This window comes from Candidatus Neptunochlamydia vexilliferae (assembly GCF_015356785.1).
In the GTDB taxonomy this organism is placed as follows: Bacteria; Chlamydiota; Chlamydiia; order Chlamydiales; family Simkaniaceae; genus Neptunichlamydia; species Neptunichlamydia vexilliferae.
The window spans coordinates 1-15,304 of the sequence record NZ_JAAEJV010000047.1 but is presented as its reverse complement, the minus strand read 5'-3'; the positions used below and the strand labels follow the sequence as shown (position 1 = coordinate 15,304).

Sequence of the window (15,304 nt, the reverse complement as noted above, 5' to 3'; positions counted from 1 at the left end):
TGGAAATGCTATTTCCTTATAGTCCCTCCATGGACGAAATTTTAGTAGCTTAAAAATGGTTAGGGGGGCTATTCAAATTTTTTATTCCGGGAATTGCTGGAGTGCGACTGTCTCTCTTGCTAAAAATTTCTTTTTCCCACAAAATGAGGCTATTTTTACCGCCCAGGAGGTCCAGATGGCAAACCCGATCGAAAAAACCCGTTTTGGAAATCACACCCTCGAACTTCATAGCGAGCGGGGGAAAGTTGTCGCCCACCTTTATGGAGGCTCTTCAACCCCGCAGAAAAAGCCCTTAGACCTCGATCACACTAGGAGCTGGAGCTATGATAACCTCCCCCTTGCAGCGAAGGAAAAGGTTAACACCTTCCTCAAAGACAATGGAGTTCTATTGCAAAGCCAAGCGAGTTCCTCCTCCAGTTCCCCCCTTTACTCTGTTAAAGCGCCCCAAACACCCCTGATGAACAAAATAGGAGTAGCCATAGGGGGAACAAAAAAAACAGAAGAACTTAAGACCGTCTACAAAGAGATCTTGCAGCTCATCGATCAAGTCGATGAAAAGGAATTTGGAGACCTTCTCATTAAGCTAAAAGATCTTCTGTTTAAAACCCCTACCCTAAGAGAAGAGCAAATAGACCTCGCGGAAAAGTGTGGAGACAAGTACCTTCAGCTTGCCTCTATTGGCGGAAAGGAGGAGCACTACGCCACCGCGATGTATTACTATGGTGTAGCGATCCAGATCACCCAAAAAATACCCAAAAGATCCTCTTCCAAGCTCCACCAAAAAGCCTCCCAGCTTCCCATCGCGTTTGCTCTCCATAAAGGACTCTTCAGACGGAGGCTAGAATTGGCAAAGGGGGCACCAGCCGATTTCGAGGAAGCCCTTTCCGCCATCGATCGGTTCAAAACATATGGCGTTGCCCCCTTGATCATCGAGAAGCTCTACTCCGAGGCAAATGACGTCTATAACGAGCTCTACCAGGTCGATATTGGCCGAAGGGAAGCTTTTGATAAATGTGCCCAGATCCTCAATAAAAACCTCAACTGGAAGGAAAACGATCCCTCTTTTTCCCCAAACTATCCCACCGAAGAGCTCCACAAAGCATTCGCTAAGCTCAGAGATACCTTTGGTCCCCACTCCACCCCTGACTTTATCAAGACCTTTAAGGAGCACCTCCTCCAAGGGTCCTTTCTCATCCTTGGCCCCCGTCCTCGCAACTGCCACTACGACCTCCGCGCCATGGGGTCGATCGGCCGCCAAGAGATGTGCCCCTATTCCGACCTCGAATGGTTCCTCCTCATCGAGAAAAAAAGTCAGGCTCCCTATTTTTCCAATCTGATGACCCTGATTAAGCTCCAAACAATCGCTCTTGGAGAGACCTATACCGAGGGATTTCCCCACTTTACAGCCCTCGGCCCTACCCCCCTCTCCGGCTTCCATCTCGATACCCCTAGAGACATTAAAGCATTGGTTCTCGAACCCCAAGAGATGGCAAATAAAGTGGGGGGAGATGATCAGATGTATGCCCCCAATAGCCTCCAAAATACCCTCATCCGCTCGGGCACCCTAGCCGACACCTCAAAAGGGGAGCTCTTCCACACCTTCAACACTCAGGTGCAAGACATCCTTAATAAGGAAAAGCAGGGGAGAAAAGTTCGAAAGAGCCGAGCCCTCAAACTCATCGGTAAGCGGCTCAACGGAACCACCAAAACAAGTAGCTATAAAGACATATGGAAAAAGGGGTGGAGCTCCCCCCTCGATCTCAAAGAGCAATGTGTTCAGCCCCTCTTCCACCTCCTCACCGACTTCGCCCTCTACTTCAACTGCCCCGAAATGGAAACCCTCAAGATCGCCCATTGGCTCACACAAAGGGGAGTTTTCACTGAAGAGTCCCACACCCTCCTAAAAGAGGCGATCACAACCATCCATAAAACCCGGATCCGTTTGCATGCCTACTATGGAAAGCAAAAAGAGGAGGCCTCCCTGACGTTCAGTTCTCAAGGGCTTGCGATGCTCACAGATAAAGAGCAAGCCGCTCTCAAGCGAGCCTACTACCTCGTGATCGACCCCCTCTATGCCTTAATCGAGCGTTACTTAAACAAAGAGACCAAAAGCCCCGAGCCCCTCAGGTTTGAGCATCCTGCAGCCGATTTTCCCTTTGAAAAGTACTTTTCCGGTCTTCAGCTCCACTCCCATGCACTTCAATATGCAAAATCAACAGCCCAGATTCGAGAGTGTGTGAATTACTTCATCCAGCTTAACCTAAGCAAAAAGACCCACCGGAACCACTACCTCCACCTCTCTAAAAAAACCGCACTCGAGCCCCTTAGAAAGGTCTACATCGATACCCTTGACAAGGCCCACCAGAGGAAGCTACGCGATACCCTGGCCTCCATCCCCAACCGTGATGGAGCCCGCCAGTCGACCCGCTTGAAAGAAGATAGCTTTCACCGCGACCTATTAGAAGGGGTGTTTACAACCGATCGGACCGACGTCGAGGTAAAAAGCGCCACCTTCGGCAAGTGCTATCTGAGAAAAGAGGTTGCTATCTTTGAAAAGGGGAGTATCAAAAAAGGGTATCAGGCCGCCCATAACGTCTACCGGTTTAAACAAGGACGTTACGACTTCCACTTCAAACAAAAGCCCCACCACCCGATGCTCGAATATGCTATCTACAGTCTCACCGCCCGCCTCTCGGGAGATGGGCCACCCCCCACAGAACTCGTCTCCTTTAAGCTTCCCGGCCAAAAGCCCTACCCCGTCCTCATTTCACAAACCGTTCCGGGAACAAATTTCAATGAGGTTCTCAAAAAAAAGCTCTACTTTAAGGTTGAGAATCTCGATAAACAGCATCTGACATGGAATCTTTTACTTGCGATCCTCACCCTTCCCTCAGACGGGAGAGCCGATAACTATATCCTCACCAAAGAGCGGAAGCTCATCCCTATCGACAGCGACATGTCCTTTGCCATTCCGATCCTCGGAAGTGCATTCACAAAATTCCGTTTAGGCCCCACCATCAACTTTTCCTCGATCCTTTTCTGTATCGATCCGAAATTTACCCTCGATCCAAAAGTCATCGACGAGTTTTGCAATTTAGAGCCCGACTTCATCCTTAAGAGTTGGATAAAAGATCTCACTGCTAAAGAGCAGGCCTACCTCAAACTCTTCCCTCCCAAAGAGGAGCAAAGACTCTACACAGAAGACAAAACAAAAGAAAAGGTCTTCACCCCCCGCCTCCTGATCCGCTCCGGGAAGTTTGTCAATCTCTGCGCTCAATTCACCCGACTTCAAGAGGCCCTCCGTAAGAACCCCGAAATCACCGCAAATCAGCTCCTCAGCCACCTCCTCACCCTGAGAGGAAAAGACTTCAGCACCCGAGAGGTAGGCTCCCGGATCCAAGCCGCCTACAACATCACCACCGGACCCATTGAAGCCCGCCTTAAAACCGCTCTTAATACCAACCTCACCCAATCGTTTACCTCAGCAGGCGCCTACCAGAAATCATTTGGCACCTTTCCACTCTACTCCGCCATTGTCAGTGGACAGGTCTACTCCTTAGCCAAAGCCAAGGAAGAGATCCTCGCTTACCCTATCGATGAAAATGTGGGAAGTATCAAAGATGGAATTAGTATAGACTTTTCCCATATGAAAGGAGATTTTGAAAGGCAGCAAATCCTTCTTGAAAGCCTTGAACTCCTATTCAAGAAAGACCGCTTAAAACATCTTCATTTGCAAAATTGTGAAGTACTTAATCATAAAAATCTCAGCCTTTTTTTTCATTCCAAACTCAAGGTTCTTAATTTGAAAGGGTCTTCTATTGGACTTCTAAAAGGCCTTGATCAGAAAACTCCGGTTTTGCAAAAGCTTTCTCTTAGTAAGTGTAAGGAACTCACTTTTATCTCACTTAACTTGCCACTCCTTGAAAACATTGATATTGCCCATTGCAATTCTCTAAAAGAGGTTTGCATCCAGTCTTACTCTCTGAAATACCTTAAAGCAGACCATAATCCCAAGCTAAAAATTTTAAAGATCAGTGTTTTTTTTAGTTCGCTTCCTCATCTTGATCTATCGAAATCTCCTTTGGTTGATTTAAACCTTATAAATAAAGCTATAACTGACCAAAGGTTTGCTCCATATCGATCCCTATTAGGGAAAAAGGGGTATTCGGCTCTTATCGGTCAACTCAAAGAACGTAAAACAAAAATCAATATGAACTACTGCCCACTCAAAATAAGTGGGGTAAAGGTAATCGTTGACCTCATTCTTTACTACCCAAACCTTAAAGAGCTATACCTTTGCTATACAGATCTTCCAGAAAAAGGGATTGGTACTATTGTGGAAGCGTTGAAAGAAAACAATACCATAACTAATCTAGAGCTATTAGGAAATAAATTATCTAAACAAATTGAAGAGGTTATTTATGCAAAGTTACAGAAAAATCGAGGAAGTATAAAAACTTTCCAAAAAAGCAGTAGCTTGGCTTCTGTATTTTTTTCAGTTCCGCAAACGGCATTTGGTCCAAAAAAATGGAAAAAGTATTTCGGAGATGTAGGAAAAGTTCCTCCTTTGCCCCCAAATATTGAAGAAATTTTGAATAGCTCTTGTCCTATATGGAGAAAAAAAAAGGTTCGAGAAACTCATCTTTTAACACTTGTTCCTAAAACAATCAATGGTTTACCCCTCACTCTCAACACCCTTCAACGGCTTATCAGCAGACCAAAAGGAGGTGGTTATAAGGCAAAGTATAACTACTACAATGATATTTTAAAAAAGGAATTAGGAAACCAAGAACTGTTTTATCCTTACTGGGTTCTTATGAGTAGAGATATTATTCCAAAGAGTCAAACAAAAACCTACACAGTACTCAAGGCAATGGTTAAAAATTTAAGCCAAAAGAGTGGGAGTCTATATGACATTCCCAAGACGATTGAAGCATTAGTAGTGATCTTAACGGAGCATATAGCCTCGGGAGAAAGGCTGTATAGTAATAATCCATGGACATGTACTCGTTGTCAAGAGGAAATTGGTGAATGGAACGCTTCTGTTGGTAACTTTTCTGATAAAGGTATTGATCTTTCACGTCAGAAGTGGCTTGAGGTTAGATACGGTACAGGAGTTATTAGAAGATTTGTGTCCAATTGAAAAAAAACATATGAAATAACCATCAGTGTAACTTTGGTTAAATGGAGATAGAGATGTCAGTATCGAGTCGGTTAATCAGCAAAAAGTCGTTTGGGGAGTACTCCCTGGAATTTTACGACAGGGGAGGGAAGGTCGTGGCCCTTCTTTATGGCAAATCGTCGACCCCTCAGGAGTGTCCTTTGAGCTCTTTGAACCCTCAGGTTCGCCACAGTTACGAAACCCTGACCGGCCTTGCCAAGGAGAAGATCGAGACCTTCCTAAGGGAAAACAATGTTCAGATGAGCAAGAAGCTCGCTGGAAGGGTCCATCTAGCTTTAAACCTCCCCTTTCTGAAGGCAACCGAAACCCTCGTAAAGGAGGGGAAGATCGACAAGGGGCTCGAGAATCTCTATACCCTTCTTCTTTCCGTCCGGAAGGAGAATAGTCCCAAGGAGCTGAGCCGCCTCTATACTCTGATTCTTGAGCTGATCCCGAAGCTCTCTAAGGGGGACTTTGAAAAGCTCTTGGGAGAGCGGCTCCCTCGACTGCTGGAGCGGAGCCCCGGTCAGGGGAAGGAGCAGCTGGCATTGGCCCGCCTAGCAGCTGAGAGGTACTGGGGTTTTAAACAGCCCCTTGTTGCAATGCGCTACTATAGCAAGGCGATCGATCTCGCCGCCCGCTTCGATCGGGGGGCTCTGAAGCCCTTGCATCAAAAAGCCTCCGCGCTCTTCATTCCGATTATCCAGAAGCACCTGGTCGAGACCGACCACTACAAAAAGTGGTTGGAGCAGTGCAAGGGAAAGGGGGACCCCAAGACCTTTGAGAAGATCCTCGTTGAGATCGAGCGGCTCAAGGAATACCAGTGCCACCCTGGGGGAGGGGGCTATCTGAAAACCCTCTATACGCAGGCCCAAAAGGTCCTCAATGCCGTTCAAGGGGACTCTGTGGAGCGGTTTGCCCCGTTGAGCGACCGGGTGATCAAGGGGCTGACCGACGAGACCTTTCCCCAAAACCCCATCTACATCACCGAACGGTACCGGACCGCTCTTAAAGCCTACCGGGAGCGATTTGTATCGCTCGGAGCTCCAACCACTCGAGCTCTTCAGAAGAAGCGGACACAGGCATTCATCACCTTCTTTGAGGAAATCTTCCTCAAAGATACCTTTGCGATCCTCGGCGCTCCCCCCTGCCACTACGACCTGCGGGCTATGGGTTCCTTTGCTCGAGAAGAGCTCTGCCCCTACTCCGATCTCGAGTGGATGATTCTCATCGAAGATGAGAACCATCGCACCTACTTCCAAAACCTCGCCTTCCTGATCAACCTGCAGCTCACCTCACTCGGCGAGACCGCTGCCAGCCACATGACCCTTTTCACCGCCCTAGGGAATAAACACCGCTCGGGACTCCATATCGACAGTGGGGGAGATCCCTACACCAGCGGGACGATCCACACCCCCAAAAAGATGGCCGCTTACCAAAAGCCCAAAAGCCATGACCGGTTCTATGACCCCGCCAGCTTGGAGCATACCCTCCTTAGAAGCCAAAGTTTAAACAGCAGCACCCCTGAGCTCTTTAAGGCCTACAAAAAAGAGGTCGATGCCATCCTCAACAGCCCCCTTCAACAGGGGCAAACAGTGGGGGAGCGGCGCGCCACCCAGATCTTAAAAGAGCGGCTCAAAGACTTCACAAAAAGCTGGAAAAAAGGGCTCCTCCCCTCGATCAACGTCAAGGAGCACTATGTCCAGCCCCTCTTCCTCCTGATCGGCGATCTCGCCCTCTATTTCGGGTGTCCAGAAGCCAATACCCTAGATATCCTCAAGTGGCTCGATAAAAAAAAGATCTTCGACCCGCTGACCCACTCCCTCTTAAAAGAAATGGTCGAAAAGCTTTACCATCTCCGGGTCACTCTCCACCTAAGCTATGGAGAGCAAAAAGAGACCCTTCCCCTTATTCGGGAAAAAGAGCTTCTTACCAAGGGATACTTTCTCATCCTAAGCCCCCTCTACGCCCATCTCGATTTTGTCTTTAACACCCATACCCAAAAAGCCCCACCCTTTGCAAAAAGCCTTCAAAACCTCTCCTTACTCGACGCTGCCTTTGGACAGATAAAAAAACACGATGCCCCCTTTTCGAAAAGCCTCTCCCAACCGCTCAATGCCAAGCAGCAACTCGAAACCCTTATCACCACCCTCCTAGAGAAAAAAGGGGGCTCCCATCGAGGGTATTACCAGGCCCTTTCCGAGCGGATGACCTTCGAGCCCTTAAGGGAACTCTACCTAGATACCCTCCTCAAAAAAGGGAAAAAAGCCCTGTTTGAAGAGCTATCCCCCATCCCTAACCGGGATGGGACCCGCCAGTCGGTCCTCCGCAAAGAAAAAGCCTTCCATACCTCTTTGCGCCACCTCACCCAGGAAAACCCCTCTCCCGTCACCATCCAAACCCCCACCCTTGGAACCCGCTACCTCAAAGAGATCCTCATCCCGAAAATTCTCGATAATCAGGGAAACATCAAAAGCGACTACCGGAGCGCCCATGGCGTCTGCCACCTTCAAACCCAAGAGCTCGACCTCCATCTCAAACAAAAGCCCCACCATCCCCTCATGGAATATGCCCTCTATAACCTCGCCTCCCGCCTAGCAGGGGAGGGGCCTCCACCTACCGAACTCGCCCGCCTCACCGTAGGGGACAAATCCTACCCCCTCCTCCTCTCCCAAACGGTCCCAGGAGAAAACCTCGATACCCGCCTCAAACAAGGGGTCCCACCCCTCGATCCCGAAAACCACACCTGGAACCTCCTCCTCGCGATCCTCACCCGTCCCGGAGATGGAAGAGCCCCCAACTACATCTATAGAGATCAAAAAATCACCTCGGTTGACAACGATATTTCCTTTGCTATCCCCATTCGGAAAGGGGAGAAAACAAAAGAAGCCTTCAAAAGGGCCACCCTCGCCTACTTGAAGAAACTTCCCGAAACGGAGATCGGGAAGCCGATGCCTTACGACACCATCAACTTCTGCTCGATCCTCTTCACCCTCAACCCCCACTCGAAACTCGACCCCACCGTCATCTACACCTTCTGCAAACTAGAGCCCGACTTTATCCTCAAGGGGTGGGCCCTCGATCTCCAAGCCAAAGAAAAAGAGTACACCTCCCTCTTCACCCCCTCGGAAACCAAGAAGCTCTATACCGAAGATCCCCAGCAGACCTTCACCCCCACCCTCCTCTTTCGGAAAGGGGAGATGGCCACCCTCTGCGCCCAATTTCACCACCTCCAGGAAACCCTTCCCCAACTCAAAAACCCCACAGCCCAGACCCTCCTCTCCACCCTCATCAACCTCCGGCCCCAAGACCATAGCACCAGCAAAATCGGCCCCCTCATCCAGTCGGCCTACCTCTCCAAGCAGACAACACCCCAAGAGCGGCTCAAACAAGCTGTCGGGCGCCCCTTACTCCAATCCCACACCTCGATCGGCGCCCAATATGCCTGTCACGGCCGAGAGGTCACCGACCAAGAGATCTCAAAAGGGCTCCTCTCCATCGCCGCAGCCCAAAAAGAGCTCCTCGCCTATCCCACCTTCAAAACGATCCGCGCGATCCGCGGAGGGCTTGAAATCGACTGCTCCAAACTCGAAAACGACCCCGAAAGAGAAGCCCTCCTTCTCTCGAGCCTCAAGATCAACCTCGTCAGAAAATATACCACCCTCCGCCTCCTCAACTGCAAAACCCTCAGTAGCGCTACCCTCGCCCCCTTCCTCCATAGCCGCCTCAAAGTCCTCGATCTCCGCGGCTCCGCCCTCACCACCTTCGACCAGCTTGCCCAAAAAGCCCCCAACCTCGAAGAGCTCAACCTCAGCCACTGCCCCCACCTCCAAAGCATAGAGATCCCCAAACAAGAGGGGAGTTTTTTTAAATCCGAGGTTCCAGCGGCGCCGATCCCCCTCCTCCGCCTTAAAAAGCTCCACGTCTCCCACTGCTCCTCCCTCACCACCCTCCGCCTCAAAGCCCCCCGCTTGACCCTCTTCAAGCGGAGCGCGACCCCTTCCCTCAAAAAAGTAGCCATCGATGGCATTAACCTCTACGACACCCTCCGCCTCAACCAAAAAGAGCTCAAAGCCGCCTGCCTCAATCGAGGCATCGCCCACAATAAGCGCTCGATCGAAAGACTTGCAAGCCAAAGCAACCTCCACACCCTAGACTTTAGCTTTAGCCCCATCACCCTTGAGGGGGGGCAAGTGATCGCCGAGCTTCTCAAGAAAAGCCCCACGATCACCACCCTTAAGCTCTGGCACGTCGAAATATCCCCAAATGCGATGAAACATATCGTAGAAGGAGTCCTCACAAGCAAAGCCATCACGACATTCGAACCGGTAGGGGTCCCCTTCCATCCCGATCTCGAAAAAATGGTTCGGGAAAAGCTCCAGAAAAATCGCCCGACCTTACCAGCTTCCAAACCACCTCAAGTGCCCCAAATGGCCTTCGGCCCCAAAGAGTGGGAAACCTACTTTGGAACCGTCGGTCAAGTTCCCCCCTTACCCCCCAACATCGAAGAGATCCTAAACAGCCCTTGTCCCATCTGGAGCGGCAAAAAACTCCGGGAGACCCACCTCCTCACCCTCATCCCCCAAACGGTCAATGGAACACCGCTCACCCTCAAAACCCTTCAAACCCTCATTGAAAAGCCCAAGGGAAACGGCCATGCCACGAAGTATCGCTACTACTATCCCACCCTTAAAAAGGATCTAGGAGACAAAGAAGTGCCCGACTCCTACTGGATCCTGATGAGCCACGACATCATCCCCAATAGCCGCAAGAAAAGGTATAGCGATCAAAAAAGCCTCGTCAAAACCCTCAGCCAAAAGAGCCAGAAACCCTACACCCTTCCCAAAGCGCTCGAAGCAGCGGTGACGATTCTCATGAACCATGCCCACACGAAAAGACGCCTCTATAGCGATAAGCCTTATACCTATACCCGGTGCCAGGAAACGTTAAGTGATGGGTATCCGCCAGCGATAGGCGGTTTTTCTGCTGGCGGCCTCGTTCTCAACCCCAACCTTGCTGGGGAGAGCGAGTACCTTGGGGTAGGGGTTGTCAGGAAAGTTCCACACGGTAGTGGGTAGTAGGAGCATTGGTAGTTGAGTGGGGGCATTGGATGGCCGCCGCAGGCGGCCCGAAATTTTTTTCGAAAAATACTCCTTTATTTTTGCCCAACCCTAGGTTCTGCTCTCGAAATTTAGGGCTAAGGAATTCAGAGGAGGTTTTCTTGAAACTTGCGATTTTTTTGCCGAATGTAAATAGTCAGGTGCTATTTTTGAGGCAAAAAAATCGCAAGTTTCTGAAAAGATCCCTGAAGACCTAGCAATAAATTTCGAGAGGAGAACCTAAAGACCAAGCTCTTGGCGGAGATATTGAACATCTGGATTGAGGTGGGGATCCCTTTTCTGGCTACTTTGCTCAAGCTCGTATATAAGGAACTCCAACCTTTCTCGATACTTACTACTTTTTGATGCTTGGCGGGGCGTTTTCCCATTTAGAGAAGGAGCGGGTTTATCAAGCCAACTTTTGTAGTGCTTTGAGAGATAGTCCTTGATCGCCTTCTTCTCTTCAGGGGAAGGTTCAGGGGAGGGCTTTACGGGCCCCTTGGCTTTTAAGATCTCTGGATCTAGCGATTGGGTTTCCAACCTCTCAAAGATCGCTTCGGGAAGGCATTCTGCAATCTCTTTTCGAATTTTCTTAGAGCGATTCACGGAATTGACTTCAATGGTTAATCTATCCTGGTCGATCTTTATCTGTCCTAAAACAGTAGCTGAAGAGCGATCTTTGATCCAAGGAAAATCTATGGACTTTAGCTCTTGATCCCCATCAAGCTTGCCTCTTTTTAAAAGCTTCTTAGGATTTTCAAGTTTATACAAGGGAGCCAGGCGGTCAAAGGCCAATCTTGGTGGACACTCTAATCGGTAACGGAGGGTGCAGAGCTTAATGGGATCTCCATCATTGTTGCACAGCTTAGGGAGTTGGTGCAAAGAGTCAGACCATGCAAAGTAGGCTCTTCTCAAATCGTTATCATACTTCATAAGAGATTCTTCATTGAGGTTTTTCTCTCGCTTTAAGATTTCTTCTTTCAGATCGAAAACGTTGATACCATAACGAGCTGGCAGGAAAGTGATACCAACCCCAATCTGGATAGAGTGCCCCTCCCCAAAGAAGGCAGGCCTTGCAAGGATGACCTTCCCTTCAGCCTTTGGGTCGGCACCCAAGTTTTCTTTAACCGTAACAGTCCTATCGAGAATGAGGTCTTTTAATACCAACCGTCTAGAAGGGATCACCTCTTCTATCAGAAAAAAACTAAAAGGGCTTCTTTTAACCGCAGAGACAAAACGTTCTCTCTGACTGGAAGGGTTTTTCTGAAGGTAAAGCTCTGCCATTGTGAGATTCTGTCCTAGATGTGCCCAACGGTTTGAATAATCAGAGGGGATCCACCGAAAGACAAACCACTCTGGAAAGAAGTGTTCGCCATCTAGGGAATCCTCTTGCAGCCCCGACTCTAGGGAAAAAGCTGCCCATCCATCGTCTAGAATCTCTGAACCCCATTCCTCTTCAGCAAATCTAAGGGTATCCCCAGCGATTCTTGACTCCAGTTGGCGAAGCCTCTGCCACTCAACATCATATTCGATGGGAGCAAGGGAGCTCAGCTTTGATAAGCAACAATGTTTGTACTTCTTTTGACTTCCACAAGGGCATGGGGCATTTCTTTTTACCTTTTCCATTAAAGATCCTTTAACCTAAAATTTGGGTTCAAATAAATCCAGTATACCCAAATAAGTTCAAGCAAGTCTACAAAAAAAGATGAACAAAACTGCAGGCTCATTGGAGCTCATTACTCACGGATCCAGCACTAGATAAGAATGAAGCACCTGATCGAAGGATTCGGGAGAGACTTCCCCTTGTAAACACTCCTGAAATCTCTTACGAAGCCTCTTCTTCATCCGCTTTTTTGCCTTTGCCCTATGACAGTCCGGCAAAAACAAAAGGGTATACAGACCGCTCCTTTCATGCTAAAATAGCAGACAATGGAGTGTTAGAGACATGATAGACCTGTTAGATATCAAAATTGACGTTGTGTTCAAGGACTTTTTTGGTGACAAAAGTAGCAAAGAGATTCTAGAAAGCTTTATCAATGCTGTTTTAGGTCTTGAAGGAGATGACCGCATAGAAGTTGAGGAGTTCCTTGACCCTAGAAAGATGCGTGTCGAAGTAGGAAAGCCTTCGACCTTTGTTGACCTATCGGTTAAAACCAGAAGAGGAGAGCGCTATATTATTGAAATGCAAACCTATAATCACGATGGGTTTGACAAAAGGCTTCTCTATTACTTAGGTAAAGACTACACCGAGCAAATAGAGTACCACTACCACCAACCCATTTCTTCAAAGAACTCAAACGACAAAAAGGCTAAGAAAATGATTGGTTGGGCCGACCTTCCAAAAGTCCACATCCTAGCAATTATAGATTTCCATCGTAGCCAGGGAGAGAAGAATGGAATCTTAAATCATCATGAAGTCGTAGAAACCTATCGGTTTAAACCCGAGATCTCCGCTTCTAACGAGCACATCTTTGATCATTGGAAAGCAACTATCGTTGATCTTAAGAAATTTAAGTCAAAGCCCGTTAATAAACTCAAGACGGATAAAGAGATATGGATCCATATTCTAAACAATGCACCCTTTCTTAAAGAAGAAGAAAGAGAGCTTCTAAAGAAGGATCCTATTTTCCAAAGAGCTTTAGAGCGGCTCGAGATGCTTTCTGCAGACCCGAAAACACGTAAAGCTTATGAAGCAAGCATTAATGACCAAAGAGATCACTTAGCGGTTATAGAAGCTGCAGAAAGAAAAGCTCATAAGGAAGGCGAAAAAAAAGGCGAAAAAAAGGGCGAAAACAATAAAGCTTTAGAAATCGCCCAAGCTTTGCTTAATCAGGGCCTTCCAGTCAATCAGATTTCTGAAGCGACCGGACTTTCAAGCAAAGAGATTGAATCCCTCCGCTAGTTTTTTAGGGTAGGGGACTAGAAAATCTCTCACTCTCCCAATGGCTCCATCCCATCCGGTGCCACTGAGAATAGGTGACCTCCGTTCTCTGTACTTTACCACCAGGACACAAGAATACTTGGGCCTTTAGGGCCGAGATGAATCGTGCCAATAAAAACAACCCTTTTGGAAATTAACATTTGAAACCCTCTTGAGATGAATGGTAAAATATTTGCATGTTAATCCGTAAGACGCTTCAATTTCATAGTCCTGCCTAACCTCATTATAAAAAAAAATTGCAAATATATACTGATGTGTAATAAATTTTTTGTTAAGGAGCTAAAAAAATGTTTGTCATTAAGTCAAAGTTCTTATCATTTTGATAGTTAAAATTTTTCCAAAAAAAAGCTCCTATTTTGACTAATGATAACCTAATTTAGGAGAAAATTATGTCTGCAACAATAACCCCGAATACATCTCAAGCTGTTCAGGGATTGCCCTCTAACAGCAAAGCTACAAAGCTCGGTCAAATCCCTTTTATGTTCAATCTCACAAAAGGGAAAGATTCTAAGAACGTTTTCATAAGGGTTCAAGGTAATGATCCTACCTCTGGTTACCAGGCTTGCTATGTTACCTTTGATAGCTCAGGAAATCCGAGCTATAATCATGACCAAACAGATCCTTCTAAGTTTTGTATTCCACTATCAAAACTTCCTTCTGATATTTTAATTCCTGAGCTCGACTCAGGTCGTGTGTATGTTTCAATTGGAGCAACACTAAAATCACAAAACCCTGATCCACAAAATACTAAAGGCTCTGACTATACTACTCCTTATACTTTTTTTGAATTAACAAATGTAAGCAAGAATCAAGAAGGAGTAACGCTAGACTCTGTATGGTGCAATGTAACAGCTGTTGATACATTTTCTTCACCATCCGTTCAGGTACAAATGAATACGTCATCTGGAAAGGGGCCTCTTATAGGTTATGCAGGAGACCCTTCTGTGCTTTTAACTAAAGCTCAAAAAAAGTTAGGCGAGTATGGTGGTTCTGCTGCTTCTACATGGGCTAAGCTGTTTATGAAAAACACAAGTGGAGAGATTTTTCGAGTTATGTCGCCAAAACACTTTGCAAAAGAAGTTGGAACCCCTTTTCACAGCTATTTTTCAGAGTATTTGAAAAATACTTTTTTACCTTACTATCAGACTCACCCTCTATATGTTATTGCAACGGTTGATAAGATTGCAATCCCGTTAAGCTGCCAAGTTTCTCAAGACCTCTTAACTTTCAATTTTACCAAAAAAAATGGAGAAAAGGTAACTTCTATTACGACAAATATTGAAAATTCTTTTCCTTGGTTGTCTGGTGGCTCTGGGGACTGGATGACTAATCCAGATGCAACTCAGTGTGATTTGATCAGAGATCTTTCGGCACTCATGTGTTCAGGGATGAAGCTAGAATCAATAGTAACCAGTTGGGAAAACCCAATTAGCAAAGACTTTTTAGGTACTCAAAAAGACAAAGGCTTATTTTATCAAGCTCAAAATGCAAATGGAGCTCCCATGTATAACGTCTACGATAGAGCAATGCATGAATCAGGTTTCACTGGGTATGCCTATGATTATGATGATATGTATGGGAATGATGATGGAACTCAAGTAGGTAGCTGGGGAAGTAATCCAAAATTCACCATTTCCTTAGATTTTTAAGTGTTTTTTCATTAAAAAAATTGAAGTGCTGGGAAAGTTTTTCCCAGCACTCCTCAATTTTGAACTACTGAAATTAAGATAGTCTTTGGGTTTCATTACAGGATTATAAACCTCTTAATCCATTGTATGTCTAAGCATTTCTTGGTTAAAAAGGCTATCTAAGAGGGGGTGTGTAGTAAATCAGTTGGAAGGTAGGGCAGAAGGGAAAAGTAGAAAAAAAATACCCCAGTAAGTACGATTTTGGAAAAAATAACAACTACCAAAAACCAACCACTGGAGTATCTATGGAACAAGTTATAGCACAAGCCAAAAAACAATTCGAGGATATTTTAAACCTGAAAATCGGATAAAGCGTCAGGACACCTGCAAAGTCTAAGTCATATCCCTGCCAACCTGGTAAGTGTACGGAGAGGATTAACTAAGTAACCTATTGCCTGCATAGGCAAGCTTTTCT

The 15,304-nt window shown here is 46.8% G+C and carries 5 protein-coding genes; 4 read left to right on the top strand and 1 reads right to left on the bottom strand.

The genetic code is table 11. The annotated features are described in order from the left end of the window. The first annotated feature begins 175 nt into the window (after positions 1 to 175). On the top strand, positions 176 to 5,143 hold the full coding sequence (locus NEPTK9_RS07355) for a putative nucleotidyltransferase substrate binding domain-containing protein (RefSeq protein ID WP_194848191.1): 4,968 nt from the start codon (positions 176 to 178) through the stop codon (positions 5,141 to 5,143). A gap of 53 nt (positions 5,144 to 5,196) precedes the next feature. After that, complete coding sequence (locus tag NEPTK9_RS07350; protein WP_194848190.1) at positions 5,197 to 10,239, top strand: DUF294 nucleotidyltransferase-like domain-containing protein; 5,043 nt, start codon at positions 5,197 to 5,199, stop codon at positions 10,237 to 10,239. A 261-nt stretch (positions 10,240 to 10,500) separates the two neighbouring features. Here the strand turns inward: NEPTK9_RS07350 and NEPTK9_RS07345 are convergent, their stop codons facing one another. Further along, positions 10,501 to 11,886, bottom strand: coding sequence for a YecA family protein (locus NEPTK9_RS07345; protein ID WP_194848189.1), 1,386 nt, complete (start codon positions 11,884 to 11,886; stop codon positions 10,501 to 10,503). Positions 11,887 to 12,205: 319 nt separating this feature from the next. Between NEPTK9_RS07345 and NEPTK9_RS07340 the strand changes: the two genes are divergently transcribed. Next, a complete protein-coding gene (locus tag NEPTK9_RS07340; protein WP_194848188.1) occupies positions 12,206 to 13,162 on the top strand; it encodes an Rpn family recombination-promoting nuclease/putative transposase in 957 nt (318 codons plus the stop codon). A 428-nt stretch (positions 13,163 to 13,590) separates the two neighbouring features. Then, the gene (locus tag NEPTK9_RS07335) at positions 13,591 to 14,850 is read left to right on the top strand and encodes a beta-1,3-glucanase family protein (RefSeq protein WP_194848187.1); all 1,260 of its coding nucleotides are present in this window, start codon (positions 13,591 to 13,593) and stop codon (positions 14,848 to 14,850) included. Positions 14,851 to 15,304: the final 454 nt, after the last annotated feature.

Excerpts from the sequence above, each read along its gene's own strand:
- NEPTK9_RS07340 (WP_194848188.1), top strand. The coding sequence starts at position 12,206 with ATGATAGACCTGTTAGATATCAAAATTGACGTTGTGTTCAAGGACTTT.
- NEPTK9_RS07350 (WP_194848190.1), top strand. The coding sequence starts at position 5,197 with ATGTCAGTATCGAGTCGGTTAATCAGCAAAAAGTCGTTTGGGGAGTAC.
- NEPTK9_RS07335 (WP_194848187.1), top strand. The coding sequence starts at position 13,591 with ATGTCTGCAACAATAACCCCGAATACATCTCAAGCTGTTCAGGGATTG.
- NEPTK9_RS07345 (WP_194848189.1), bottom strand. The coding sequence starts at position 11,886 with ATGGAAAAGGTAAAAAGAAATGCCCCATGCCCTTGTGGAAGTCAAAAG.
- NEPTK9_RS07355 (WP_194848191.1), top strand. The coding sequence starts at position 176 with ATGGCAAACCCGATCGAAAAAACCCGTTTTGGAAATCACACCCTCGAA.